Origin of the sequence: Endobacterium panacihumi, from assembly GCF_050847465.1 — a bacterium.
Lineage (GTDB): Bacteria > Pseudomonadota > Alphaproteobacteria > Rhizobiales > Rhizobiaceae > Neorhizobium > Neorhizobium panacihumi.
On sequence record NZ_JBOZRA010000001.1, the window covers coordinates 1551206 to 1576477 of the forward strand.

24 protein-coding genes and 4 tRNA genes are annotated in these 25272 nt (G+C 59.4%); 12 read left to right on the plus strand and 16 right to left on the minus strand.

The features are described 5' to 3' along the window. The first annotated feature begins 1 nt into the window (after nt 1). Both ACRQ1B_RS07690 and ACRQ1B_RS07695 read left to right on the plus strand, forming a co-directional pair. A complete protein-coding gene (locus tag ACRQ1B_RS07690) occupies nt 2–1159 on the plus strand; it encodes an amino acid ABC transporter permease (protein ID WP_432293038.1) in 1158 nt (385 codons plus the stop codon). 14 nt (nt 1160–1173) lie between these two features. Continuing rightward, complete coding sequence (locus ACRQ1B_RS07695) at nt 1174–1944, plus strand: amino acid ABC transporter ATP-binding protein (RefSeq protein WP_432293039.1); 771 nt, start codon at nt 1174–1176, stop codon at nt 1942–1944. A 109-nt stretch (nt 1945–2053) separates the two neighbouring features. Here the strand turns inward: ACRQ1B_RS07695 and ACRQ1B_RS07700 are convergent, their stop codons facing one another. Then, a complete protein-coding gene (locus tag ACRQ1B_RS07700; RefSeq protein WP_432293040.1) occupies nt 2054–2707 on the minus strand; it encodes a hypothetical protein in 654 nt (217 codons plus the stop codon). 284 nt (nt 2708–2991) lie between these two features. Here ACRQ1B_RS07700 and ACRQ1B_RS07705 point away from each other — a divergent pair, with 284 nt between their 5' ends. Then, nucleotides 2992–3141: a hypothetical protein gene (locus ACRQ1B_RS07705; RefSeq protein WP_432293041.1), complete on the plus strand. Its 150-nt coding sequence runs from the start codon at nt 2992–2994 to the stop codon at nt 3139–3141. A gap of 134 nt (nt 3142–3275) precedes the next feature. Beyond that, nucleotides 3276–3806 (plus strand): PAS domain-containing protein, encoded by a 531-nt coding sequence (locus tag ACRQ1B_RS07710; protein ID WP_432293042.1) that lies wholly within the window; start codon nt 3276–3278, stop codon nt 3804–3806. A gap of 90 nt (nt 3807–3896) precedes the next feature. Here ACRQ1B_RS07710 and ACRQ1B_RS07715 read toward each other — a convergent pair whose 3' ends face one another. From ACRQ1B_RS07715 to ACRQ1B_RS07740, 6 genes are all read right to left on the minus strand, one after another. After that, nucleotides 3897–4094, minus strand: a complete 198-nt coding sequence (locus tag ACRQ1B_RS07715) for a hypothetical protein (RefSeq protein ID WP_432293043.1) — start codon at nt 4092–4094, stop codon at nt 3897–3899. 172 nt (nt 4095–4266) lie between these two features. Further along, nucleotides 4267–4343: transfer RNA gene (locus ACRQ1B_RS07720), tRNA-Arg, on the minus strand. Nucleotides 4344–4361: 18 nt separating this feature from the next. After that, nucleotides 4362–4667, minus strand: coding sequence for an ETC complex I subunit (locus tag ACRQ1B_RS07725; RefSeq protein WP_432293044.1), 306 nt, complete (start codon nt 4665–4667; stop codon nt 4362–4364). 45 nt (nt 4668–4712) lie between these two features. Then, nucleotides 4713–4789 (minus strand) — tRNA-Pro (locus tag ACRQ1B_RS07730). Between the two features lie 92 nt (nt 4790–4881). Beyond that, nucleotides 4882–5358, minus strand: a complete 477-nt coding sequence (locus tag ACRQ1B_RS07735) for a DUF192 domain-containing protein (RefSeq protein ID WP_432293045.1) — start codon at nt 5356–5358, stop codon at nt 4882–4884. Between the two features lie 2 nt (nt 5359–5360). Continuing rightward, entirely contained in the window at nt 5361–5939 is a 579-nt protein-coding gene (locus ACRQ1B_RS07740; protein WP_432293046.1) for a cold-shock protein, read from the minus strand. Between the two features lie 200 nt (nt 5940–6139). Between ACRQ1B_RS07740 and gloA the strand changes: the two genes are divergently transcribed. The 4 genes from gloA (at nt 6140) to ACRQ1B_RS07760 (ending at nt 8005) form a co-directional block, all read left to right on the plus strand. Then, nucleotides 6140–6580 (plus strand): lactoylglutathione lyase, encoded by a 441-nt coding sequence (gene gloA / locus ACRQ1B_RS07745; RefSeq protein WP_432293047.1) that lies wholly within the window; start codon nt 6140–6142, stop codon nt 6578–6580. A gap of 97 nt (nt 6581–6677) precedes the next feature. Beyond that, nucleotides 6678–7409 (plus strand): prolipoprotein diacylglyceryl transferase, encoded by a 732-nt coding sequence (locus ACRQ1B_RS07750; protein WP_432293048.1) that lies wholly within the window; start codon nt 6678–6680, stop codon nt 7407–7409. Between the two features lie 173 nt (nt 7410–7582). Continuing rightward, nucleotides 7583–7657: transfer RNA gene (locus tag ACRQ1B_RS07755), tRNA-Glu, on the plus strand. A gap of 273 nt (nt 7658–7930) precedes the next feature. Next, nucleotides 7931–8005 (plus strand) — tRNA-Glu (locus ACRQ1B_RS07760). A gap of 81 nt (nt 8006–8086) precedes the next feature. Here the strand turns inward: ACRQ1B_RS07760 and recJ are convergent. From recJ to ACRQ1B_RS07785, 5 genes are all read right to left on the minus strand, one after another. Next, nucleotides 8087–9916 (minus strand): single-stranded-DNA-specific exonuclease RecJ, encoded by a 1830-nt coding sequence (gene recJ / locus ACRQ1B_RS07765; RefSeq protein ID WP_432293049.1) that lies wholly within the window; start codon nt 9914–9916, stop codon nt 8087–8089. Nucleotides 9917–10039: 123 nt separating this feature from the next. Next, a complete protein-coding gene (locus ACRQ1B_RS07770; RefSeq protein WP_432293050.1) occupies nt 10040–10390 on the minus strand; it encodes a hypothetical protein in 351 nt (116 codons plus the stop codon). A 70-nt stretch (nt 10391–10460) separates the two neighbouring features. Next, nucleotides 10461–11777, minus strand: a complete 1317-nt coding sequence (locus ACRQ1B_RS07775) for a homoserine dehydrogenase (protein WP_432293051.1) — start codon at nt 11775–11777, stop codon at nt 10461–10463. Between the two features lie 71 nt (nt 11778–11848). Continuing rightward, on the minus strand, nt 11849–13069 hold the full coding sequence (locus ACRQ1B_RS07780; protein WP_432293052.1) for an LL-diaminopimelate aminotransferase: 1221 nt from the start codon (nt 13067–13069) through the stop codon (nt 11849–11851). 99 nt (nt 13070–13168) lie between these two features. Next, nucleotides 13169–13567: a hypothetical protein gene (locus tag ACRQ1B_RS07785; protein ID WP_432293053.1), complete on the minus strand. Its 399-nt coding sequence runs from the start codon at nt 13565–13567 to the stop codon at nt 13169–13171. 124 nt (nt 13568–13691) lie between these two features. Here ACRQ1B_RS07785 and ACRQ1B_RS07790 point away from each other — a divergent pair, with 124 nt between their 5' ends. The 4 genes from ACRQ1B_RS07790 to radC all read left to right on the plus strand — a co-directional run bounded on the left by ACRQ1B_RS07790 (nt 13692) and on the right by radC (nt 18042). After that, entirely contained in the window at nt 13692–15545 is a 1854-nt protein-coding gene (locus ACRQ1B_RS07790; RefSeq protein WP_432293054.1) for a PHA/PHB synthase family protein, read from the plus strand. 12 nt (nt 15546–15557) lie between these two features. Next, on the plus strand, nt 15558–16265 hold the full coding sequence (gene sfsA, locus ACRQ1B_RS07795; protein WP_432293055.1) for a DNA/RNA nuclease SfsA: 708 nt from the start codon (nt 15558–15560) through the stop codon (nt 16263–16265). Nucleotides 16266–16370: 105 nt separating this feature from the next. Beyond that, nucleotides 16371–17207 carry a type I methionyl aminopeptidase gene (gene map, locus ACRQ1B_RS07800; protein ID WP_432293056.1) on the plus strand — a complete coding sequence of 279 codons (837 nt, stop codon included), beginning with the start codon at nt 16371–16373 and terminating at the stop codon, nt 17205–17207. Nucleotide 17208: 1 nt separating this feature from the next. Further along, the gene (radC, locus tag ACRQ1B_RS07805; RefSeq protein WP_432293057.1) at nt 17209–18042 is read left to right on the plus strand and encodes a RadC family protein; all 834 of its coding nucleotides are present in this window, start codon (nt 17209–17211) and stop codon (nt 18040–18042) included. A 185-nt stretch (nt 18043–18227) separates the two neighbouring features. On the opposite strand, the gene ACRQ1B_RS07810 is transcribed toward radC, so the two are convergent. The 4 genes from ACRQ1B_RS07810 to ACRQ1B_RS07825 form a co-directional block, all read right to left on the minus strand. Next, nucleotides 18228–20279: a DNA/RNA non-specific endonuclease gene (locus tag ACRQ1B_RS07810; RefSeq protein WP_432293058.1), complete on the minus strand. Its 2052-nt coding sequence runs from the start codon at nt 20277–20279 to the stop codon at nt 18228–18230. Between the two features lie 630 nt (nt 20280–20909). Continuing rightward, nucleotides 20910–22721 carry an ABC transporter ATP-binding protein gene (locus ACRQ1B_RS07815; protein WP_432293059.1) on the minus strand — a complete coding sequence of 604 codons (1812 nt, stop codon included), beginning with the start codon at nt 22719–22721 and terminating at the stop codon, nt 20910–20912. Beyond that, nucleotides 22718–23476: a DUF1028 domain-containing protein gene (locus tag ACRQ1B_RS07820; RefSeq protein WP_432293060.1), complete on the minus strand. Its 759-nt coding sequence runs from the start codon at nt 23474–23476 to the stop codon at nt 22718–22720. Before ACRQ1B_RS07820 ends, ACRQ1B_RS07815 begins: the two co-directional genes overlap by 4 nt. A gap of 3 nt (nt 23477–23479) precedes the next feature. Next, the gene (locus tag ACRQ1B_RS07825; RefSeq protein ID WP_432293061.1) at nt 23480–25264 is read right to left on the minus strand and encodes a gamma-glutamyltransferase family protein; all 1785 of its coding nucleotides are present in this window, start codon (nt 25262–25264) and stop codon (nt 23480–23482) included. Nucleotides 25265–25272: the final 8 nt, after the last annotated feature.

Below are 25272 nucleotides of genomic sequence, written 5' to 3' on the forward strand. Positions count from 1 at the left end.
GATGACCGACAACAAACTCTCCTACGTCCGCGGCGACATGCTTGCCGCCGAAGCACCACCGGTCAGCAACAACAGTGCTGCCGGCTGGCTGCGCACCAATCTGCTCGCCACGCCAAAAGATGTCGTCCTGACCATTCTGGCGCTGGCGCTTCTGGCCTTCACCCTGCCCGGCATCATCAACTGGCTGATCATTCAGGCGAGTTGGGTCGGTTCGGACCGTTCGGTCTGCGCCACCGTCGCACAGGGCGGCATCCAGCCGGACGGCTGGAAGGGCGCCTGCTGGGCTTTCGTACAGGATCGTTTCCAGCAGTTCATCTTCGGTCGTTATCCGCTTGATGAACGCTGGCGTGTGATGCTGGTCGGCGCCATGTTCATCGTGCTGCTCGTGCCGCTGATGATCCCGAAACTGCCGCACAAGGCGGTCAACGCCGTCCTGCTTTTCGTCGTCTTCCCGGTGGTCGCCTTCTTCCTGCTACATGGCGGTTATTTCGGCCTTCAGCGGGTGGACACCCCGCTCTGGGGCGGCATGATGGTGACGCTGATCCTGTCCTTTGTGGGCATCGCCGTTTCCTTCCCCGTCGGCATTCTTCTGGCGCTGGGGCGCAGATCCCATATGCCGGTCGTCAAAATGTTCTGCGTTCTCTTCATCGAGGTGATCCGTGGCGTGCCGCTGGTCATGGTTCTGTTCATGGCCAACGTGATGTTGCCGCTCTTTCTGCCGACCGGCTGGACGATCGACAATTTTCTACGCGCTCTCGTGGGCGTGGCATTGTTTGCCTCGGCCTATATGGCGGAAGTCATCCGTGGCGGTCTGCAGGCCATTCCCAAGGGTCAGAGCGAAGGCGCTGATTCTCTTGGTCTCAGCTACTGGCAGAAAATGCGGCTGATCGTATTGCCGCAAGCCATCAAGGTGGTCATCCCGGGCATCGTCAACACGTTCATCGGACTGTTCAAGGATACCTCGCTCGTGTCGATCATCGGCATGTTCGACCTCCTCAACATCATCCGCCTGAATTTCACCGACACGACCTGGATCACGCCGATGACGCCACTGACGGGTCTCGTCTTTGCTGCGCTCGTCTACTGGATCTTCTGCTTCGGCATGTCGCGCTATTCCGCCTTCATGGAACGGCACCTCGATACCGGCCACAAACGATAATAAGGGGAAAAAACATGGCTGACGCCCAACCCAAAATGACCGTCTCCTCCACCGACGTCGCTGTCGAAATCATCGGCATGAACAAGTGGTATGGCGACTTTCACGTGCTGCGCGACATCAACCTGAAGGTAATGAAGGGCGAGCGCATCGTCATCGCCGGGCCTTCGGGCTCCGGCAAGTCGACGATGATCCGTTGCATCAACCGCCTGGAAGAACATCAGTCCGGCAATATCATCGTCGACAATATCGAGCTCACCAACGATCTGAAGAAGATCGATGAAGTGCGCCGCGAAGTCGGCATGGTGTTCCAGCACTTCAATCTCTTCCCGCATCTGACGATCCTGGAAAACTGCACGCTGGCGCCGATCTGGGTGCGGAAGATGCCGAAGAAGGAAGCCGAGGAAGTGGCGATGCACTACCTCAAGCGCGTCAAGATCCCGGAACAGGCCCACAAATATCCGGGCCAGCTGTCCGGCGGCCAGCAGCAGCGCGTGGCGATCGCCCGCTCGCTCTGCATGAAGCCGAAGATCATGCTGTTCGATGAACCCACCTCGGCACTCGACCCGGAAATGGTCAAGGAAGTGCTCGACACCATGGTGAGCCTTGCCGAAGAAGGCATGACCATGCTCTGCGTCACCCACGAAATGGGCTTTGCCCGCCAGGTGGCCAACCGGGTGATCTTCATGGACCAAGGCCAGATCGTCGAACAGAATTCCCCGCAGGAATTCTTCGACAATCCGCAGCACGAGCGCACCCGCCTCTTCCTCAGCCAGATCCTGCACTAGGCCCGCCCTGCGCGGATCGAGCAAGATCGAAAACACGAAAGGGGCGCACTGCGCCCCTTTTTCAATCCCGACTTTATGATGCAGCGACGCAGCTGAGGCCTCGGCCAGTTCACCACTTGAACGTATATCGCGCTCCGATATTGCTGGTCGGCCGATCTGCGTTGGTGGTCTGGTCGATCCTGCCATTCAGCGACAAACGCTCGGTCACCTTTTGCTCGACAGCAATGCCGCCACCGAGTTCCTTGAACGTATCCAGCGCCTTGGCCTCGATGATGACGGCCGTGCCGGTGCCGGCGCGGGAAAATTTCACCGATTGCGTGGCCTCGCCCTTCCAGGCATCCGCCGCACCGTCATAACGAACACCGTACTGGCGGCTGAGTTCGACATCGAGCGTCTCGCTGGCGATGCGCTTTTCCGACATGGTGACGCGGGCAGCGCTGCTGCCGCTTACCGCGTCGAGATTGACGCCAATATCGCGTTTCAGCTGATAGGCCGGCGTCTGGATGCTGGAGGCGGTCACCTTGCCCCAGAAACGAACCGGCGTATTGACCACCGCCCCCCTGTTCGAGGCATCGAGGCCAAGATTGATGCCCGCTTCCGTCTGCAATTCGTTCGGGAGGCGAAGGCCAAGCTTCACAGCATAGCTGGTGTCGGAATTTTTGGTCGGCGCCCAGATCAACGGTCTTTCATCCGCAAATGCGGAACCAGCCGATATCATCAGCAGTATGGGCGCAAAAACCGCGCCCGCGCGTAAATGAAACATATCCATCAATCCTCATCGAGGCTTTTGACTGTGCGCCACGCATCCGCTTCGATGCGCTTTGACGCAGTTCGGGCCTGCACGGACATCCATGGGCTGAAAAAGCCCTGCCCTGCGCTGACGAAGTCCCGGACCCGACAGGCCCGGAAACGAAATAGACTACGATCTAATGGTGCTTTTCAGCTCATGAACCATACAAAGCATGGCGATCGGCCCTGCATCATACAGCAGCCTCAACGCATATAAGCATACAAAAAAATGTGGCTTTTACAAAGCCTGAATGTAGCATGAACAAGGAATTCAGCTTCGGTTTATCTGTGCCTTGCTGCAAATATGCCGCAACGCAGCGCAATTGCATTGTTAAAACTGGGTCAAAACAGGCCGAAATCAACCCGAATGCCGCCGGTGCCCCGATAGATCACCGCAGCGCAGCATGACGGCCGATGTGATTCGGCGAGGTTTGGGTATCAGTGCATCATGTCCACAGGATGATACATCGTCACATATGCAATGCGCTTGCTATTTCCGTATTGAGGAATAGTCTGGGATGATCTTCTGTTGAGGCTTCATCATGAGCGAACCAGAAACCAGCATTTTTGCCTTGTCATCGGATGATGCCGGCATCTTCCACTGGAATGTCGACACCAACCTTCTCTGCGCCGACGAGCATTTTGCCGAAATTTTCGGTCTTGATGCGGATGGTGTCCGCGACGGATTACCGATCGAAGCTTATCTGGCAGCGGTGTGGGAAGGTGATCGCCGCGACGTCGCCAAAACCCTTCATCACGCGATTTCGACTGGCGGTTCCTGTTTTCAGGATTATCACGTTACCCGCCCTGACGGGAGTATCGTCCATGTTGTCGGCATAGGTCGTTGTTTCCGCAATATCGAGGGCGAAGCGACCCGTTATGTCGGCGTGGTGTTCGACGATGTCGAACTTGATGCCGGCCAGATAAAAAAACTGTTGTCTGACCAATATGTCGGCACAAAAGAAGCGGCTTTCGAACTTGAAGGCGACACCGCATCCCAGGTTCTCACCCGCGCTATGAACAGGGCGGAAGAGGATGACCAAAAGAAAAAGAGCGTTGTCGTCCACCACTGAGACCGGCGCCTGCCTCCCACTGATCAGATAGCACTGAGGCCACCTTCCCGATGCGCGGGAATCGCGCACCGTACCGTCGTCGGTCTTCAGTTAGCCGTCCAAACGCAGACTCAACTGCCGCCCAGCCTTCAAGGCAGCCGCAGGCTGACGTGTATTGGCAATCTGGATACGTTCGAAACGGCTTTGCTTTTCACGCTCCCAGCGCTCACGCCGCTGTCTGGATTTTTCCACGGCGGCAAGCGCACGTTCGATGATGGCATCCGGGCTTATGCTACGCTCAGTCTGCATGATGGTCTCCTGCAAGCGCTTTGTTCTCTTTATGTTCTCACATAATTCAGAAATGTCAAGCGCAGCGCCTTTTGCCGAACACATGCGGGGATCCGCCGAACATGCAAAGCCTGAAAGCATAAAGGCGCCGGATCAAGATCCGACGCCTTTATGCTTGAGTATCAAAGATTTATGGCGACCCCTGCAGGACTCGAACCTGCGACCTACTGCTTAGAAGGCAGTTGCTCTATCCAGTTGAGCTAAGGGGCCTTCTCCGGGCGCCTTGGATCAGTGCGTCCAGGGCGTCGCGCGGTTGTAACGGAAATTGTCGGTGTAGGAAACGGTCTGGCGGGCCGGCTCTTTCGGCTGGATCACACGATATTCGATACCGTTGCGCTCCGCATAGGCGCAGGCCTGCTCCAGCGTTTCAAAGGTGAGCTTGAGTTGCTGCTTCATGTCGCCGGTGGAGGTGTAGCCGAGGATCGGATCGATACGGCGCGGCTCTTCCTGGTCGAATTCGAGCAGCCAGAGATGCGTCTTCGCCTTGCCGGACTGCATGGCGGTCTTAGCTGGACGATAGATCTTGGCGGACATGCTGTGCTCGTTCCCCGATATGGGCGTAACCGAGCCCGGTATCGATGGTCGGAGTGGAGAGATTCGAACTCCCGACCCTCTGGTCCCAAACCAGATGCGCTACCAGACTGCGCTACACTCCGTTCCTGCGATGAATGCGAGATACACGGTTCATGCCGTTGCTGCAACAGCAAAAAACGCTCTCACCACATCAAATGTCAAAGCCATGCACGGTTTATTTCGCATTGCCGATCTGGCCGCTTCTCACAATATCGCCCGCCTTGATGCCGAGCGCCTTGCTGCGCCCGCCATTCAGCTCAAGAACGTATTTGATCGGCCCGCGCGAGGAAATGATCGCGTCGGATTGCGGTTCGGCATTCTCGTGAATATGTGTGATCGTCCCATTGCCGTCGATAAACAGCATGTCGAGAGGAATGAGCGTGTTGTGCATCCACATGCTGACATCACGCGACAGGCCGAAATCGAACAGCATTCCGCTGTCCGGCGCCATGTCCCGGCGCAGCATCAGGCCCTGTTCGCGCTGTGCATCGTCGAGAGCCAGCTCGACCGTGAACGTGTGCTGTTTGCCTCCCGCCGATTCGATCGTCAGCGGCTCGGTCCCGAACCGCACGGGTGCAGCGGCAGCATTGGCCACAAACAGAGAGAGCGCCAGAACGGCGCTCACGAACAATGTCGACACGGCGGCGCGCATGATCAATGCGCCCTGTTGCCGGGATTGGGATTGTCGGGATGGATTTCCGCCGCCATCATGCCCTTATCGCCGGGTCCGAAACGCACCAGCACGACCTGGCCGGGGCGCAGCTCAGTGAGACCGAAGCGGCGCAGCGTTTCCATATGGACAAAGATGTCCTCGGTCCCCTCGCCGCGCGTCAAAAAGCCAAAACCCTTGGTGCGGTTGAACCATTTGACGATCGCCCGCTCCAGACCGCTGGTCGGCGTCACCTGAACGTGGGTGCGAACCGGCGGCATCTGCGATGGATGCACCGCCGTCGACTGGTCCATGGAGAGAATACGGAAAGCCTGATAACCGCGATCGCGCCGCTGGATCATCGCGACGATGCGCGTGCCCTCGAGGATCGTCTGGTAGCCATCCCGGCGAAGGCAGCTCACATGCAGGAGAACATCCTGCATGCCGTTATCGGGCACAATGAAACCAAATCCCTTGGCCACGTCGAACCATTTTACCACGCCGGTGATTTCGATGAGCTCGACCGGTTCGCCCGAGAGTTCTTCGAATGCGGCAATGTCTTTCGATGACATTCTGTCAGCCATGTTTTCTCAGCCCCTCGATACGCGTCACGAAGTTACGGTTAACTGATTCTTAGAGGTCAGAATAACATTGCGCGGACCGTAGAGCGCAAGCCCCGACTTCTTTTATCTTCTGCTTAAAGGGCATGCCTTGTCCGAGGCTGGCGACTGATGCATATCCCAAGGCGTCGCCACGCCTGACATCACGAGCATTAGGAGACCTCATGCGTTATCTTCACACCATGGTCCGCATCAAGGACATCGACGCGTCGCTGAAATTCTACACCGAAATCTTCGGTTTGCAGGAGGTGCGTCGCACCGAAAACGAAAAGGGACGCTTCACGCTGATCTTCCTCGCCGCCTCGGAAGACGTGGAAGCCGCGCGCGCGCAAAAGGCACCCTGCCTCGAACTCACCTACAACTGGGACGCAGAGGATTACACCGGCGGCCGCAATTTTGGCCACCTCGCCTACGAGGTCGACAATATCCATGAGTTCTGCCAGCACCTGATGGACAAGGGCGTCACCATCAACCGCCCGCCGCGCGACGGCAACATGGCCTTCGTTCGCTCTCCCGACGGCATCTCCATCGAAATCCTGCAGAAGGGCGCAGCCCTGACGCCGGCTGAGCCGTGGGCATCGATGCCGAACACCGGCAGCTGGTAACAACCGACCACAACATAACAACGGCTTTCCCGAAAGCCTGACACAGGCTTGCATGTGCATCATGCAGGCCTGTTTCGTTTCAGAGCGGGGAAAACCAATGTCCGGTTCGTCCATTTTCAAAACTCGAATCGGCCTTTCTGTGTCGCTGACACTGGTTGCGCTCGCCGTTACCGGCTGTTCGCTGACCTCCAAGAAGCCGGAGGTTGCGGCCATCGAACAAGGCCCGAGGCCGAAATCCGCTGCAGAAGCGATGCAACGTGTTGAAAACTCCAGGCAGGTCGCCAACGACGCGGGCCGCAGCAAGGCCTTTGTCGATCCGCTGGTCAGCGCCCGTCCCGGCCAGAGCGTGCGAGATTTCCGCGCGTCCGGACGAACAGCCGCCGCTGCCATGCGCTCAAACACTGCCCCAGCCGCGGAAACGGCGCAGCCGCAAAACACCGCCGCCTCCCCCGCCACGCTGGAAACGGCACAATCGGCAATGGCCGGCGTCGTCACCCAACCAACCGGCATCCAGGCCGGCCGCAACAGCATCTTCTCGGCAAACGCGGCGCCGGCCACCGATCTCGGTGCCGGCGTTGCGGAATCACCGGCAGCCGCATCCCGGGTTTCCAGCGCCACGGGCTCACTCAGCGCCGATGCCGTCGCCTATGCACCGGTGCGCAGGATCAGCGGCACCACCGGAGGCCTGTTTGCCGGCGGCCCGCAACTGGCAGCCAGTGCCGATAGCAACGCACCCGCAGAACCGGCGACCAGCCATGCGCCTCCCGGCATTTCCACCCGCCCGTCGGTGCCGGCAGCCGCACAACCGGTCGCGCAGGGCCTGTGGTGAACACCAACGCCTGACCAGGGGCCGGGAACTGGCTGAAATCCCTATGTTTTTTCGAAAATCCGGAGAGACCTGTGGGCGTCGTCATTTTTTTGTAAAAAATCATCATTGGGCGCTTGCGGAAAAAAAAAGGCCTGACTATAAGGGCGCCACCGCAGCAAACGCGGACACGGCATGCGCCCTTCGTCTATCGGTTAGGACGTCAGATTTTCATTCTGAAAAGAGGGGTTCGACTCCCCTAGGGCGTGCCACTCTTTCCCCAGCACACAGCGATCAACAAGCCTGTTATTCACGGCTTGTCCCCAGCCTATCAACAGGCTTTTCCGTGGCGCACACACAGTGTTGCCTGCTGCGCAAACAACTGTTTTTCCTGACAAAACCAATCCTGACTCGGTCATCATCCACAGCCCGTCCGGGCCAGTGACATTTTTACGAATAAATTCGTGCGAATGATCATTTTACCGCTTGCGGCATTCAAAGACCCTGACTATAAGGCACCCACCGCAGCAAACGCGGCACGGCATGCGCCCTTCGTCTATCGGTTAGGACGTCAGATTTTCATTCTGAAAAGAGGGGTTCGACTCCCCTAGGGCGTGCCACTCCCTCCCCCTTAAGACTATCATCGAAGCATCAAAAGTCTTCGCGGACAGCGGCTCGTCCGTTTGAAAAGATCGCCCCTCTCAGAGCGATCTTGCGGCATCCAGAATGCGCAACTGAACACGGCGGCTGGATTGCCAGTGATCAGCGCTCAGATTGCCGGCCACATGCACCTGCGTGCCACGGCCATTGAGCAGCAATTGCCCAAGCGGCGTATCGGCCGAACGAAAACTGATTCCATCGAGGCGGCTGCCATCGACAGCCTCCAGCGTTACCTTCACATGCGACGCGCCGACTGTGCGCGAATCGACAATCCTGTGCGACGGCAGCGCAAACACCGGCTGCGAATGGCCCGAGCCGTAAGGCCCTGCCTGTTCCATACGATCGATCAGTTCCAGCGTGGCACCGGAGGCCGACAGGGCACCGTCGATTTTCAGAACGTGATTGGCAACCAGCGTCGGCACATCTTTCTCCGCACGCGTTTCGAAAAAGGCGCGCAGCTTGCCCAGATTGGCGCGATCGACCGTCAGGCCGGCCGCCATGGCGTGTCCGCCCCCCTTGGCCAGCAGCCCCTCATCCACGGCCGCACGCACCATCCTGCCCATGTCGAAGCCCGGAATGGAGCGGCCCGAACCCGTGCCGCGTCCTGACGGATCAAAAGCGATGGCAAAGGCCGGCCGCTTGAACTTTTCCTTGATACGGGCCGCGATCAGCCCGACGATGCCCGCATGCCAGTTCTGGTTGGCAGTAACGATGACGGAGGCGTTTTCGCCGTTCCCGTATTCGGCCAGAACCTCGCCCTCGGCTTCCGCCAGCATGATGGCTTCCATCGCCTGACGCTCACGATTAAGCTCGTCCAGCCGCTCGGCGATGACATCGGCCGCAGGCCCGTCGTCCAGCGTTAGCAGACGGCTTCCGAGCGCAGCGTCGCCGATACGGCCGCCGGCATTGATACGCGGGCCGATCAGAAAACCCAGATGATAGGGCGTGACAGGGCCCGCCAGCCCCGCCTTGCGAAACAGCGCAGCCAGGCCCGCATTGCCCATATGGCGTGCCGCCAGCAGGCCCTTGACCACATAGGCGCGGTTCAGTCCCTTCAGCGGCACGACATCGCAGACCGTCGCCAGCGCCACGATATCAAGCCATGCCAGAAGATCGAGCGACCCTGCCTTGGGATGCTTTCGTTCACGCAGGATCCGCGCCGTGGCCACCAGAACGAGGAAAACGACCCCGGCGGCGCAAAGATGCCCCTGCCCCGACAGATCGTCATCGCGGTTCGGATTGACCAGCGCCAGGCATGGCGGCAGGTCTTCGCCCAGTTGGTGATGGTCGATCACCACAACATCGCAGTTCTCGTCGCGCGCCACGGCGAGCGACTCATGGCTTGTCGAGCCGCAATCGACGGTCACGATCAGTTGCGCGCCATTGTTGATCAGCTGCCGTATGGCAGCCGGATTTGGGCCATAGCCTTCAAAGATACGGTCAGGGATATAGATTTCGCTCGACAGGCCAAAATGATGGAGGAAACGCGACATCAGCGCCGATGAGGATGCGCCATCGACATCGTAATCGCCGAAAATGGCAATCCGCTCCTCGCGGACAACGGCATCGGCCAGACGCGTGGCCGCCTTTTCGCAATCGGTCAGCGTCAGCGGATCAGGCATCAACGATCGAATGGTGGGATCGAGAAAGGCCGGCGCCTCATCCACGCCAACGCCGCGACCAGCCAATACGCGGCAAACAAGTTCAGGAATACCGTGGACCTGCGACATCGCCAAAGCGCGGTTAAGGCCCGCCTGGTCGAGGCGCGCCATCCAACGCTGGTCGCTGACGGATTTTTCCACACCCAGAAAAGCACGTGCAATCGGGTCTGCGGGTTCGGATGCGGTCGGCATGATAGGGCTTGGGCTCATGGGAGCCATCTAGCCTAAATCGAAGGCACCCGACAATGGCCAGACGACGCATCGCAACATGCGGCGAAACGAGCCCGTGAAATAGAAAAACCGCGTCTATCGGAAAGCTGTGCCTGTTAAGGCCTAAAAAAGCCAGACGATGAGGGAGATCACCATCACGAAAAATGCCGGCACCGACAATAGAACCAGAAGCGCCGCCCAGTTGCGCGTGCCCTGAAAATCGTCGTCGCTTTCGCTCCCCTTCCAGCCTTCGAGCAGTCGAATATCGGCAATCCTGTCTGCTGCCGCATCGACGATCAAACGTGACAGGTTTTCCGCCACACCCAATGACATTTCAGAGAGCCTCCCGATTTTTTGATTGAAGTGTTCAATACACCAAAACCAAATACAAAACCAGCCCAAGGGTTTCACGGGTAAGATCTTACCAAAAATAAACTTAATGCAGTTCTGCACGACAAAAAGCGATGCCGCCAAAAGCGGCATCTCATACTTTAGATGCAGACATGCTTTAAGAGTAAAATATCCGTGAGTGAACGGATAAGTCTTAGAAAGCCTTGGGGCGCTCGATACGGATCACCTGCGGTTCACCTGCCAGATATGTGCCGGACTTGATAGCATCAACCGCCTGACGGATGGATTGTTCCGTCGTGGCATGGGTCACGAGGATGATCGTCTTCGAATCCGTTTCCGAACCCTTGGCCCTTTGCACGATGGATTCCAGCGAAATACCGTTATCCGCCATGCGCGTCGCCACATCGGCAAACACACCGGCGCGGTCGAGAACGGTCAGGCGGATGAAATAACCGCCTTCATGGCTCTGCATCTGCGCGCGCGTGTATGGCGCCAGAGAAGCCGCCGGCGTACCGAGCACAGGAACGCGCTGTGTGCCTGGCTGGCTCTTGGCAATGTCGGCAATGTCGCCCAGGACGGCCGAGGCAGTCGCATTGCCGCCGGCGCCGGGGCCAACCATCAGAAGCTCGCCCAGAATGTCGGATTCGATCGCCACCGCATTGGTCACGCCATCCACCTGTGCAATCACGCTGTCATGCGGCACCATCGTCGGGTGTACGCGCTGCTCGATGCCGGTATCGGTGCGCAGCGCCACGCCCAAGAGCTTGATGCGATAACCGAGATCGGCCGCCGCCTGAATATCCTCGATCGAGATGTTGGAAATACCTTCGAGATAGATCTCGTCGGCGGCAATCTGCGTGCCGAAGGCGAGCGTCGTCAGGATGGCCAGCTTGTGTGCCGTGTCATTGCCCTCGATATCGAAGGTCGGATCGGCTTCGGCATAACCGAGACGCTGGGCTTCCTTGAGGCAAGCCTCGAACGACAATCCTTCCTTCTCCATGCGGGTCAGGATGTAATTGCAGGTGCCGTTCATGATGCCGTAGACGCGCGACACGGTGTTGCCGGTCAGCGATTCACGCAGCGCCTTGATGACAGGAATGCCACCGGCAACGGCCGCTTCATAGTTCAGAAGCACGCCCTTGTCTTCCGCCATCACGGCCAGCTCAACGCCGCAACGCGCCAGCAGCGCCTTGTTGGCGGTGACGACATGCAGACCGCGCGCGAGTGCCGCCCGCACCGACTGATCGGCCGCCCCTTCGGCGCCGCCCATCAGCTCGACGAAGACATCGATATCGGCGGAATTCGCCATCTCGACAGCAGAATCGAACCACTGGATGGCAGACAGATCAACACCGCGGTCGCGGCTCTTGTCGCGTGCGCTGACCGCCGTAATCGTAATCGGACGTCCGCATGTCATGGCGAGTTCGTTTGCACGCTCGCCAAGAATGCGCACCAGGGACGAGCCCACGGTGCCAAGACCCGCGATGCCGATTTTGAGGGCGTCTGCCATCTGTCTTTTCCTGATTTTATTTCAAAAAGGCGGGAGTGGCCGAAATCATCCGGCCACGGATAGAAGTTTGCTCAGCGATGCGCGTTGAGCGAGATCACGTTGTGCATGGTCTCGTCGGCGGTCGACATGAACTTCTTGATGTTGCGCGCAGCCTGACGGATGCGGTGCTCGTTTTCGACCAGCGCAAGACGCACATAGTCATCACCCTGCTCGCCGAAACCGATGCCCGGCGCCACGGCCACATCGGCCTTCTCGACCAACAGCTTCGAGAACTCGAGCGAACCGAGATGGCGGAATTTTTCCGGAATCTTGGCCCATGCGAACATGGTCGCAGCCGGCGGCGGCACTTCGAAGCCGGCCTTGCCAAAGGTGTCGACCATCACGTCGCGGCGACGCTTGTAGACATTGCGCACTTCGGCGATGTCGGCGCCATCACCGTTCAGGGCATGGGTCGCGGCCACCTGGATCGGCGTGAACGCACCATAATCCAGATAGGATTTGACCCGCGTCAGCGCGGCGATCAGGCGCTCGTTGCCGACGGCAAAACCCATGCGCCAGCCGGGCATGGAGAAGGTTTTCGACATCGAGGTGAACTCGACGCAGACATCGATCGCGCCCGGCACTTCCAGAACCGACGGCGGCGGCGCCTTTTCGTCGAAATAGATTTCCGAATAGGCAAGGTCGGACAGAACGATCAGCTCATGCTTCTTGGCGAACGCGATCACGTCCTTGTAGAAATCCAGCGAGGCGACATGCGCCGTCGGGTTGGACGGATAGTTGATGATCAGCGCCAGCGGTTTTGGGATCGAATGTTTGACCGCACGCTCGAGCGGCGGAAAGAAACTCTCGTCCGGCTCGACCGACATCGAGCGGATCACACCACCGGCCATCAGGAAGCCGAAAGCGTGGATCGGATAGGTCGGGTTCGGGCAAAGGATGACATCGCCAGGCGCCGTGATGGCCTGCGCCATGTTGGCAAAGCCTTCCTTGGAGCCAAGGGTGGCGACAACCTGCGTATCCGGGTTCAGCTTCACGCCGAAACGACGGGCGTAATAAGCAGCCTGCGCCCTGCGCAGACCCGGAATGCCCTTGGATGACGAATACCGGTGCGTGCGCGGGTCCTGAACCACTTCGCACAGCTTGTCGACGATCGCCTTCGGCGTCGGAAGGTCGGGATTGCCCATGCCGAGATCGATAATGTCCGCGCCACCCGCTCGCGCGCTGGCCTTCAAACGGTTGACCTGTTCGAAGACGTAGGGCGGTAGGCGCCGGACCTTATGAAACTCTTCCATGTCTCTCCCCTTGGAAGGATAAAAGCCTTGAACCGCAACCAATGCGGCTCACATCAGGCTGGAGGCGTGCTTTGCGTCCAAATCGGCGCAAACGCAAGCCTATTTGCCGGAGATTTTAGCGTCCGCGTCGGTTACGTGACCGGTCGCGACGGCCTGCAGTTCGGCAACACGCTGCTGGTATTCTCTTTCCGAGATCGAACCATTGCCCCGCGCGCGCGCCAATGCCGACATCTGGCTTTCCTGGCTGGTATATTCGGCATCGTCGATCTGGGTGTTTGCGGCGGTCAGCTTGCCGTCGAAAGTCGGGTATCCGCCCCCCTGCTTGCGGGCCACCGGACCGGGCGTGACGCTGCGCGCCGGAACCACGGTTGCTGTCGGCGCGGTGTTGGGAATGCCGTCATCCAGCGCAAAGGAATTGCAGCCGGACAGCCCCACCGGAATGGCAATCAGGGCAGCCACGAAAGACAGTCTGCCGAACCCATGCCTCATTTTTTCCATTCCCTGCGTCCACCTTTCATCGAAACGTCTGTTGGCGAACGCCAATCGCTGGACTTGTATTCGCTTTCGAGCGCCATATACAAACGAAAATGGACTTTAATTCAACAGAGACCGGACGGCCAGCGTGAGCGCAAAAAAAGACCAGACCGGCAATACGGAAAACCAGGGTTTTCCCGGGTTTGATCCCGCCTCTGTGGACGCCTATCTGGTCAAGGATCCCCATACGCTTGCGATGAACCTCGCTCGCGCCGCCGAAAATTTCGGCAAGGCCGCGACGGAATGGCTCGGCCCCCGCGAACGCGGCGAGCTTGTGGATACGCTCGATCCGCTCACCGACCTGATCAAGACGCTGTCGAAAGTGGCCGAATACTGGATGGCCGAACCGCAGCGCACGCTCGAAGCGCAGACCCTTCTTCTGTCGAGCTATATGACCATCTGGTCGCGCTCCGTCGCCCGATTTTCCGGCGAAGCGGTGCCGCCGGAACCGGAACTGCCAAAGGACAAACGATTCGCCGACGAGGACTGGAGCAAAAATCCATTCTTCGCGGTGCTGCGGCAGGCCTATGTTGTCACCGCCGCATGGGCCGAACAACTGGTCAAACAGGCGCAGGATCTCGATGAACACACCCGTCACAAGGCCGACTTCTACCTGCGGCAGGTAACGGCGGCGCTCTCCCCCGCCAATTTCGCGCTCACCAACCCGGAAGTGTTTCGCGAAACGGTCGCCTCCAGCGGCATCAATCTCGTGCAGGGCATGCGCCTGCTCGCCGAGGATATCGCCAAGGGCGGCGGCGAGCTGCGCCTGCGCCAGACGGACGAAAGCCGCTATGTCATCGGCAAGGATCTGGCCATCACCTCCGGCAAGGTGGTCGCCCGTAGCGAGATCTGCGAGATCATCCAATACGCACCGACAACCGAAACCGTCTTAAAGCGCCCGCTGCTGATCATTCCGCCATGGATCAACAAGTTCTACATTCTCGACCTCACGCCGCAGAAAAGTTTTGTCCGCTGGTGCGTGGAACAGGGCCATACCGTTTTCATGGTCTCCTGGGTCAACCCGGACGAGCGCCATGCGAAAATGGGCTGGGAAAGCTATATCGACGACGGCATCGATTTTGCGCTGAAGACCGTCCAGACCGCTACCGGCGAACGCGAGATCAACGCCATAGGTTACTGCGTTGGCGGCACGCTGCTGGCGACTGCCCTTGCCCGGAAGACCGAAAAACCAAAAGCCCGACAGCCACGCGTCGTCTCCGCCACATTTCTCGCCGCACAGGTGGATTTCACCCACGCCGGCGACCTGAAAGTGTTCGTGGATGAGGAACAGCTGGTGATCCTCGAAAAACACATGGCCGACGTCGGTTATCTGGCAGGATCGAAAATGGCGACGGCTTTCAACATGCTGCGCGCCTCCGAACTGATCTGGCCCTATGTCGTCAGCAATTACCTCAAAGGTCGAGATCCCCTGCCCTTCGACCTGTTGCACTGGAACGCCGATTCCACCCGCATGACACCGGCCAATCACGCCTATTACCTGCGCAGTTGTTATCTCGACAACGCCTTAAGCCTTGGCAAGATGGAGCTGGCCGGACAGCCGATCTCGCTCTCCGACATCAAAATCCCGGTCTACAGCCTCGCCACCCGCGACGATCACATCGCGCCGGCGAAATCCGTCTTCAAGGGCAGCATGCTCTTCGGCGGCCAAACCGAATTCGTGCTGGCCGCTTCCGGCCATATCGCCGGCGTCGTCAATCCGCCGGAGCGCAAGAAATATCAATACTGGTCCGGTGCACCTCTCTCCGGCACGCTCGATGACTGGCTATCCGCCGCCTATCCGGAAGAAGGCTCATGGTGGCCGCACTGGCAGGCCTGGATTTCCACGCAGGACGACGCCCATGTTCCCGCCCGCCAACCGGGCGGAACCAAGCTGAAACCGCTCGGCGAAGCGCCCGGCACCTACGTCCTCGTCCGTTCCTGAGTTTCCCAGAAAATGCGCTTTGCCTCCCCTCTCGTGCCGGCCACGCTGATCAGCCGTTACAAACGCTTCCTGTTCGACGCCGTACTCGAAGACGGCACCCAAATCACCGGTTCCTGCCCGAACACCGGCTCGATGCGCGGCCTCACAACGCCGGGCTCCCGCGTATGGCTGTCGGAACACGACAGCAAGACCCGCAAATACCGCCACATGTTCGAAATGATCGAGGCGGATGGCACGACGGTCGGCATCAATACCGGCCTGCCCAACAAGCTGGCGGAAGAAGCCATCCTTGCCGGTATCGTGCCCGCGCTTGCCGGTTACGATCTTTTGCGCCGCGAACAGAAATACGGCCTGAAATCGCGCATCGATTTCCTGCTATCGGGCGAAGGCCGGCCGGATTGTTATGTCGAGGTCAAGAACGTGCATTTCATGCGGACACCCGGCCTTGCCGAATTCCCCGACACGGCCACCCAACGCGGCGCCCGCCATCTCGATGAACTCGGGGATATGGCAGAGGCCGGTCATCGCGCCGTGATGCTCTATGTCATCCAGCGCAACGATTGCGATTCCTTGCGCATCTGCGGCGATCTCGACCCCGTCTATGCTAACGCCTTCAAACGTGCGGCATCCCGTGGCGTGGAGGCTTATGCGCTGGCTTGCGAAGTGTCGCCGGAGGAAATCCGCGCGACGAGGCTGATTGCGGTGGAAGAACTTCTCTGAAATCCCGTCACCGCCGACACAAATCCGCCTCCCCTAAATCAAGGTAATGGACGAACCCCGCCTCACTCCTTTATGAACGAAAGGAAATCTCATGAAGGCACGGCAATGGTAAGTTACATCGAAGCGGTCTCCGCCCCCTTGAAGAACACTGGCGCGATCCGGCTGTATACGGCTGAGGATTTCGCCGGCATGCGCAAGGCGTCGCAACTGACCGCCCGTTGCCTCGATGAACTGGCCGCACTCGTCAAGCCGGGCGTCACCACCAATGCGCTCGACCGTTTCATCTTCGAATTCGGCATGGACAACGGCGCGCTGCCGGCCACGCTCGGTTATCGCGGCTACAAATATTCCGTCTGCACCTCGCTCAACCATGTCGTCTGTCACGGCATGCCCGATGACAAGCCGCTGCGCGAGGGCGACATCGTCAATATCGACGTCACCTACATTCTCGATGGCTGGTATGGCGATTCGAGCCGTATGTATCCCGTCGGCCAGATCAAGCGCGCCGCCGAGCGCCTGCTGGAAGTCACCCACGAATGTTTGATGCGCGGCATTGCCGCCGTCCGCCCCGGTGCCCGCATCGGCGCCATCGGTGAAGCCATCCAGACCTATGCCGAAGCGCAGCGCTGCTCCGTCGTGCGCGATTTCTGCGGCCATGGCGTCGGACAGATTTTTCACGATACGCCCAATATCCTGCATTACGGCCGCGCCGATGAAGGCCCGGAAATGCGCGAGGGCATGATTTTCACCATCGAGCCGATGATCAATCTCGGCAAGCCGCATGTGAAGGTTCTGGCCGATGGCTGGACCGCCGTCACCCGCGACCGCTCGCTGTCGGCGCAATACGAACACGCCGTCGGCGTCACCGCCACCGGCTGCGAAATCTTTACGCTGTCGCCGGGCGGCCTCGACCGCCCCGGCCTGCCACCACTACAGGGCTGACATGGCAAAACCTCCCGCCTTCCCCTCGACTGACGGTGAAAATTCCGCGGATGGGGCGGAGGCGGATAAGAATTTTGTTGATGAGCGCGGTTTTTTCGCCGAGCAGGCCGGTCGCCGCGACAATATCAAGAAGGCCATAGAGGACAGCGGCGCCACCGAACCGCCCGCGCATTACATCGGCCATCGCGAGCGTCTGCGTGACAAATATCGCGATCATGGCGATACCTCGCTCGCCGATTATGAAGTTCTGGAACTGCTGCTGTTCCGGTCCATCCCGCGACGCGACACCAAGCCGCTTGCCAAAACCCTGATCGCCCGTTTCGGCAATCTTGCCGGCGTGCTCGGCGCGCCGCTTGGCCTCTTGCAGGAAGTCAAAGGCGTCGGCGAAAACGTCGCGCTGGACCTGAAACTCGTCGCCACCGTCGGCCAGCGTATGCTCAAAAGCGATTTGCGCGAAAAGCAGGTTCTGTCCTCGTGGTCATCGGTCATCAACTATTGCCACGCGGCCATGGCCCATGAAGAGCGCGAGCAGTTCCGCATCCTCTTTCTCGACAAACGCAACGCCCTGATTGCCGACGAGGTGCAGGGCAAGGGTACGGTCGATCACACCCCGGTCTATCCACGCGAAGTGGTGCGCCGCGCGCTGGAACTTTCGGCGACAGCCATGGTTCTCGTCCACAACCATCCGAGTGGCGACCCGACCCCGTCACGCGCCGATATCGACATGACCAAAACGATCATCGATACGGCCAAACCGCTCGGCATCGCGGTGCATGACCACATCATCATCGGCAAGGACGGCCATGCCAGCCTGAAGGGTTTGAGGCTGATCTGAATAAAGCGGTTGCCGGTGGGCCTCGATCCCCCGCCCGGCTTGCAACATGCCTGTCTAAAACACGGTCTTCATCCGAGCGAGATATCGACACGGCGTCACAGTCCTGCGGGTTCACTTACCACGCGCAATCTTCTACTTTTGTTCACCCTTGCCGCAAGGCAGCGACACACTTCGCGAGCCATGCCTTAGAATAAAACAATGTCTTCGAACGTGGTCAAAGCGTCGTCATATCCCCCCGCAAGACGTTCAGAAGCAGAGATGGACCGGCGAGTTCCGGGCACCGGAATTTTGGGCGAAGCGAGCGGATCAAATTCACTCAGCGACTTCGCCTCTATCCCTGCCTTTTGTTCCCCGTACGTAAATTTGAGACCGGTCAAATCCTCGATAAAGCTGAGTGAGCGCTGATACGTTGCATAAATGCCGCCCTCAAAAGGCTGGCGCCCTGCTTTTTCCAATCCGTATGTATCGATCGTTCTCTTTTGGCTCAGAACATATCCAGTGGCGAAAAGTTTCCCATCTTCATCGACGGCAACTACAACTTTCCAGTAGTCCAGAGGATAGGCGATGTTTCGATAGATAGGATCGGCAACGCCAAATACTGGTCCCGTTATGACCTGAACATCGAATTTTTCCCGCGCCCGCTCTTCAAGCACATACAGCTCTAACCCGTGCCAGAGATGGATACTCGGATCCCTATCCTTGTCCTGATTAAAGATTGCGTGCTGCGGTGAGCAATTGGGCCATACGAAAGTGCTGTTGGCACGACGGATCGCCTCGACGGGCGTGTTGCCCCATTCCATATCTTCACGCCGCGTCAGGTGTCCTTTATCGAACTTGTTCTTGTTGTAGCTGTAATAGCTGTCATCGATCTGATGATTGCGATCGATGCGATCATCATACCGCCAGCTTGCCGCCACCCCTGCAAGTTGTGTCCGCATGCCACCGCAGACATTGGCCGCGGAAAAAAAAGCGAGACGCCGATCCTTGTTCATCACGACGCTGAAGCCATTGTAATTCAGCACGCCGGCGGTTTTCTGTTCTGCCGTAAAACGCTGTTTATAGGCGTCGCATAAAGGCGCGATACGCTGTGTCTCAACTACGATCGGCAAATTGACACGAAGATCCCCCTTGCCCAGGAACTCCGGATTATAACCCTTTGTCCAATCCTCGATAGGCTCGACAGAGGCTCGAATTCGTTCCTTTCTCTTTTTCACCGTGGCGCTTTCCAGACCAACAAAGGCCGCCTCGGCAGCCCCACCCTGAGAAACCGAAACGCTGCCGTCGTCATCGATCAGCAGATTGAGCGTGATATGCTTGGCCATGCGGGTCTCCCGGATTTTGGATTGCGTCGAACCTGCTGTGTCTGACAAGGCGGTGGCTGTCGCCGGGGCGGATGATTGCCGCGCAGCAACAGCAAGCGGCCGTGCGCCGGAATGGCCGGCAATCGCCGTTGATGCGCCATCGCTCAAAAGATCAGGCAGGGGCTGCCCCGCCGCAAAAAGCACCGGCAGCCTTGCATCGATCGCCCCGACACCTGTCGACAAGATCGGCGCCACCATCGGATGTCTGGAGATTGCTACATCGGCTCTCAGCGTTTCGACGATACGCGAAACCCGGATGCCTTCATTGGCAATCCATTTGATGCGGTCTTCACCGTCTCGCGTCGGATCGTAATCGCGGCCATCGATTGTTTGCCATCGACCGTCTTTCATCTCCGGCACACCGGAATGATGCAGGGCGACAACCAGCCAATCGTTGTTAAGAACGGCGGATCCGGAAGAACCACCCAGCGTATCGGTCGAGTACCAGAGCACATCCTTGTCGCGCTTGAGCAGCTGGTTTTCGCGCACGCAGACCTGCTTGCGCTCCCCGTTCGGATGCTGGATGATCGTCAGCCATTCCCCCTCCATCGCCTTGCCGCCCTCTCCGAGCAGAGGCAGCCAGCCCAACGATGCGAGCGCCGAGCGTCCAGTCCGATCGCGCTCGGAAACCGCAACCAGCGTAAAATCGAGCGCTTTCGATGTATAAAACAGCTGCTCCGGTTTCAGCGCAAAACTCCAGGGCGTCAGATCGATCCCCATGGCTGATCGTTCAAAAAATGCCTCCGCCTGCGCATGCCGGGCCGCATCAGGCCCGCCCAGAACGTGGTTGTTGGTAATCAGGACGCCGTTGCCGACGAGAAAGCCGCTGCCATAACCGACGGTCGCACCATTGGCATTGCGAAGCACGATCCGCATGATCGTCCGTGCGGCCACCGCGCCTCTTGCCAGATAATTCGCATCCTGCAGTTCGTTACCGGCAATGATGCGCTCGAACGCGGTTTGGGCCGCACTGTCCGAACCATAAAGTTCTCCGAGAAATTTTCGCCGCTGGCGTTTTTCGGCAGGGCTGGCGATTTCGGCCGGCGGTGTTTCCCGCAAATGCGCGGCAAGTGTCTGGAGGTTGCCGCCCAGATCATCGGCGCGTTCCTCCGCCTTGGCGACGGCCTGATCGATATGAAGAGACATGGCTGCCATCCGCTCCCCCCTTTGCGCCTATTTCAGGATCGGTTCCCACCATTCCGACACACAGCGATAGTGATCCTCGTTCACGTCACCGCGAATGAAATCTTTAGAAAGCAGGATTGAAGTCTGACCTGGAAATTTTACGTCGTGATGACGACGCGTCGTCTTGCCCCGCGCATACAAAACCACAAACACAACCATAAGTCGATATCGATTTTGCTTCAGACGACTATATGCGCAGCCGGTGCGTGTAGATACCACACGGCCGCAATGCCGTGCGATACACAGGATGTCGAAAAGGCAGCGCTCACAACCGCGCATGCAACGCTCGAAAACCGTCACCGGTTGTCGAGCGTTGTTGCATCACCCCACCTGCACCAGATGGCCTTCCGAGACTTCGCGATATTCGCGCACCGGCGGCTGGTAATCCATGCCACGCACCGGGCTTTTCAGCTCGTCGTTGGAAATGCCGCGACGAATGCCGCGACGGGCCGGATCCGGCACCGGCACCGCCGACATCAGCTTTTTCGTATAGGGATGCTGCGGATTTTCGAACACGGAGGCACGCGGCCCGATCTCGACGATTTCGCCGAGATACATCACCGCCACCCGGTGGCTGACGCGTTCGACCACGGCCATGTCGTGGGAAATGAACAGGAAGGCGATGTCGAGATTCTGTTGCAGGTCGAGCATCAGATTGCAGACCTGCGCCTTGATCGACACGTCGAGCGCCGACACGCTTTCATCCGCCACGATCACTTTCGGATCGAGCGAAAGCGCGCGAGCAATGGCGATACGCTGGCGCTGGCCACCGGAAAATTCGTGCGGATACCGATCCGCCATGTCGGCTGACAGGCCGACCTTTTCCAGTAGATCCGCCGTCTTTTCCTTCGCCTCTTTCGCCGTCCCCAGCCTGTGCTTGATGAAGGGTTCGGAAATGGCAGAACCGACGCTCATGCGCGGGTTGAGCGACGAGAACGGGTCCTGAAAGATCATCTGCACGCTCTTGCGCAACTGGCGCAGTCCGACCTGATCGAGACGCATCACGTCATAACCGTCGAGCGATACCTCGCCCGATGTCGGCTCGATCAAACGCATGATCGAACGACCGGTCGTTGACTTGCCGCAACCGCTCTCCCCCACCAGCGACAGGGTTTCGCCCTTGAACAGATCGAACGAAACATTCTCTACCGCATGCACCGCGCCGGTCTGGCGCGAAAACAGGCCGGAACGCACCGGGAAGCGGGTGATCAGGTTTTTCACCGCCAGAAGCGGCGTCTTGCCCTTGCCGACCGTATCGGAAAGCTCGATCGGCTCGGCCGCCTCGCCAGTCTTCACGTCGACGATCGGGAAACGTGTCGGGCGCTTGCGTCCTTCCATCGAACCCAGTTTCGGCACGGCCGACAGAAGCGCCCGCGTGTAGGGATGCTGGCCGCGGAGAAAAATGTCTTCGGTGGCACCGGCCTCAACCTGATCGCCCCGGAACATCACGATCGTACGGTCGGCGATTTCGGCGACAACGCCCATGTCGTGGGTGATGAAGAGAACGGACATGCCCTCTTCTTCCTGCAGGATCTTGATGAGGTCGAGGATCTGGCCCTGAATGGTGACGTCGAGCGCGGTTGTCGGTTCGTCGGCGATCAGCAGCTTTGGCTTAGAAGCGAGCGCCATGGCGATCATCACACGCTGACGCATGCCGCCGGAAAACTGGTGCGGATATTCATCGAAACGCGACGAGGCATTGGGAATGCGCACCTTTTCCAGCAGGCGCACGGTCTCGGCACGCGCCTCGGTCTGGTTCATGCCCTTGTGGCGAATGAGAACCTCCGAGATCTGCCGACCGATCGTAAAAATCGGGTTGAGCGAGGTCATCGGTTCCTGAAAGATCATCGCGACATCATTGCCGCGCACGCCGCGCATATCCTTTTCCGAAAGCGCCAGAATGTTCTGACCGTTCAGGAAAACCTCGCCCTCGATCCTGCTCGAACCCTGTGCCAGCAGGCGCATGATCGACAGCGAGGTGACGGATTTGCCCGAACCGCTCTCGCCGACGATGGCGACCGTTTCACCGGCATGCACGTCGAAGGAAATGTCGCGCACGACGGTCTTCCAGCCATCGGCCGTCTTGAACGAGGTGGTAAGATTGCGGACGGACAGGACGGGAGCGTTGGTCATAGGGGCTTCCATGGAGTTGCGAAGGAGGCGGATGGCAGGCCCTTGGCCTCGCGCTCCGCTTCCAGCGCCGCAATCTTGCGGTCGATTTCGGTCCGGTCGGTCAGACCGTGAGGGTTTTGGCGTGTCGGCATGGTCTCTGCGACATGCAGGAAACGTTCACTGGCAACGGCGAGCAGCCGGCGCAGTTCGGCCAAAGGATCGGTGTGATCGTCGGCGCGGATGTCGAACCAGGGGTAATCCTGATCGCGATAGAGAACGAGCGCCGCCGACTGTTTGCCACGCTTGTCGCCGCCCGCCTTTTCACCGGCATCCATGGCATCGAGCAGGCGCTCGGCGAGAGGCTTAGCAGCGCCTTCGCGGTAGACCCGCATGGTCTCTTCGATCACCTGCGGCCCGGCCAGCATGTTGCCGGCAACGGACACACCGTCCTCGACAAGATGCCCGGCCCAGTCGATGCATTTTTTACCGGTGAAAGCGGCGCTGCGTCCCGCAGCGTCAATGAGATGCATCTGCCGCTGCTGGTGGCCGTCATCACGCTGCGTCAGGGCGCTAATGATGGCGTCGGGAGCAAGCCCCTCCGCCATCATTTTCAAGCCATCGGTGCCGTAAAGCGGGCTGACGAAAGCCTGTGTGGCGATCGCGCCAATACGGCCACGGATATGCGGGACGGCGGAGCCGACCGAAAAGAACCGGCTCGCCACGGCGATGCCAAAGTGCCCGCTGTCCGGGTCGCGTACCACGATCGACCACGTCATGGTTCAGCGCCCCACCGCATAGGCCTGCATCAGGCGCGGGGTCGCCGCCGCCTTCAACAGACCGTCCGCCTCGCGCTTGGCGGCCGTCAGGCGGCCGACGCTCCAGGCATCCGACACGGTCACATCGTGTCCGCGCTTGCGCAGGTCACCCAATGCGGCCTCGCCGACATTGGCTTCCACCATGATATTGCCCGGCTGGCTGGTGCGCGGATAGAACGACCCCGGGAAATGCGTGGTGTGGAACAGCGGCATGTCGATGGTCGCCTGCAGGTTCTTGCCATGATGCACATAGCGCAGGAAGAACGGCAGCTGCCACTGGTCCTGCTGATCGCCACCGGGCGTGCCGAAGGCAAGCGTCGGGCGGCCCTGATGCAGCGCCAGCGACGGCGTCAGCGTGGTGCGCGGACGACGGCCCGGCGCCAGCGAGGTCGGCAGGCCTTCCTTCAACCAGAACATCTGCGCACGCGAGTTCAGTGCGAAACCGAGACCCGGCACGATCGGCGAGGATTGCAGCCAGCCGCCGGACGGCGTGGTCGAGACCATGTTGCCCCAGCGGTCGATGACGTCGATATGCACGGTATCGCCGCGCTTTTCCGACAGATGCGCCATGGTCGGCTCATAGACCGCACCCTTGCCGCTGAAACTCGACAGCATGGACATGGTGAGGTCGTACTGGTTCTCGAAACCCGGCAGTTTTCCCGGGCGCAGTTCATAGGATGCTTCCGAGCCGATCAGCTTGCGGCGCTCGTCGTTATAAGCATCCGACAGCAGCGTCTGCATCGGCACCTGCGCGAATTCGGGATCGCCGTAATAGACTTCGCGGTCGGCATAAGCGAGCTTCATCGCCTCGACGACGGTATGCACGAATTCCGGACCGGTCGGGTCCATCGATGCCAGATCGATCTTGGACAGCAGCGCCAGCGACTGCAGGAGAACCGGCCCCTGCCCCCAGCTCGGGGTCTTGGCGACGGTCCAGTCGTGGTAATCGTAGGTCTGCGGCGCTTCGATCGTGGCGCTCCAGCCGGCCATGTCGGCGGCGGTCAGCACGCCCTTGTGTTTGATGCCGCTGGCATCCATCACTTCGGCGGTCTTCAGAAAATCCTCGATCGCTTCGGCGACAAAACCGCGATAGAAGGCGTCGCGCGCCGCATCCACCTGTGCCTCGCGGCCGCTGACGGCTTCGGATTCGCGGATGATGCGCTTCCAGGTTTCGGCCAGAACCGGGTTCTTGAAGTTTTCCAGCGGCTCCGGCGCAGCACCGCCCGGTAGCCAGGTTTCATAGGACGTCGGCCATTCCTTCTGGAAGAATTCGGCCAGCCCCTTGATGGTGGCGGAAACGCGCGGCAGCACCGGATGACCGTGCTCGCAATAATAGATGGCCGGTTCCAGAACTTCGCGCACCGACATCGTGCCGTAGTCACGCAGCATCAACATCCAGCCGTCGAAGGCGCCCGGAATGACGGTCGAAAGCAGGCCGTCGCCGGGGATCAGCTTCAGGCCTTCCGATGTGTAATGCTCGATCGTGGCACCAGCCGGAGCCGGACCCTGCGCGCAGATGACTTCGACCTTGTCCTTCTTGGTCGAATAGATGATCGCCGGCATGTCGCCGCCGGGACCGCAGAGATGCGGCTCGACCACCTGCAGTACGAAGCCTGTGGCAACGGCGGCGTCGAAAGCGTTGCCGCCCTTTTCGAGGATGGCCATGCCGACAGCGGAGGCGATCCAGTGGGTGGAGGTGACGACACCGAACGTGCCGAGGATTTCGGGCCTTGTCGTAAAGTCACTCATATCTGCAT